Source organism: Desulfovibrio piger (assembly GCF_012843875.1).
Lineage (GTDB): Bacteria > Desulfobacterota > Desulfovibrionia > Desulfovibrionales > Desulfovibrionaceae > Desulfovibrio.
Window position 1 is genome coordinate 1 of the sequence record NZ_JABAFY010000114.1, and the last position, 1,029, is coordinate 1,029.

Genomic DNA, 1,029 nt, shown 5'->3' on the forward strand with positions numbered 1-1,029 from the left:
AAGTTTTTCAATATTTGCCCATACCTTGTCGGAAATATCATGCCTCCGATGTGCCGCCATATGGTCTCTCCTCATTGCAAGTGAAGAGATTATAACATACTTTTGAATTTGACGACACTATCTAAAAAGACAGGGGGGAAAGCGGCTTTACAAGCCCGGCCGGGACGCGTACACCTCTTTTCCTGATACGATTTTTTACCGAGGTACCCAATGACCCGTTTTCTTCTGCTGCTTTGCGCGGCCTTCCTGCTGGCCGGTTGCGGCGCCAAGGGCGTGACCGTTGTGGACAAGCCCGGCTTCGTGACCATGAGCCAGCGTATGCCCCAGGAAATGAAAGCCCGCGGCCTGCTCACCGACGACGGCAGCTATATCTCCCTGCCCGGTGGCGGGGGCGAGAACTATGGCGAGATCCTTTTCCGCCAGCTCTCGCCTGAATTTTTGTTCAATGACAGGGGCCACGTCTATCTGGGCAGCACCTTTGCCGCCACGCGCACGCCGTCCAGCCATGCCACCGTGCGCAAGACCGGCTTCACCATCGTCCACCCCACCCAGACCATCAATCTGGCCATGTTGGGCATCGTGGACTGGAACAACGACGAAAAGGACGAATGGCTCATCGCCTGCGATGTCCGCCCGCACCTGGGCTTCGAAAGCCGCACCTATTATGTGCTGGTGCCGCCGCCGCTGCGCAAGGGCGAGCCCCTGCAGGCCACTGTGGCCGCGGTGTACGAATGTTATGGTCTGGCCTGCAAGCTCACCGTGCGCGACAGTCGCGCCATCCCCCGCGTAGGCGAAGGCGAACTGCCCCCCACGGACGTGCATGATGCCCTGCCCGGCATGGAAGGCGTGACCGAGCCTCCCCGCCCCGACAGCACGCCCCGCTCCGGCCTTCAGGAACGGTCGCTGTAGGCAGAGCAGCAGGATACAACGTAGAACAAAGCGGGCCCCTCTAAGAGAATGTCCGGCATACATCTTGCTATACCAGTTTTCTCCAAAGGATACAGGCCAAAGCAAGGTAAAGTAGCCCCA

The 1,029-nt window shown here is 58.9% G+C and carries 1 protein-coding gene; it reads left to right on the top strand.

The window, feature by feature from the left end; genetic code table 11:
* The first annotated feature begins 210 nt into the window (after positions 1 to 210).
* Positions 211 to 909 (top strand): hypothetical protein, encoded by a 699-nt coding sequence (locus HF854_RS12375; protein ID WP_168936555.1) that lies wholly within the window; start codon positions 211 to 213, stop codon positions 907 to 909.
* Positions 910 to 1,029: the final 120 nt, after the last annotated feature.

Coding starts and splice junctions, on each gene's coding strand:
- HF854_RS12375 (WP_168936555.1), top strand. CDS start 211: ATGACCCGTTTTCTTCTGCTGCTTTGCGCGGCCTTCCTGCTGGCCGGT.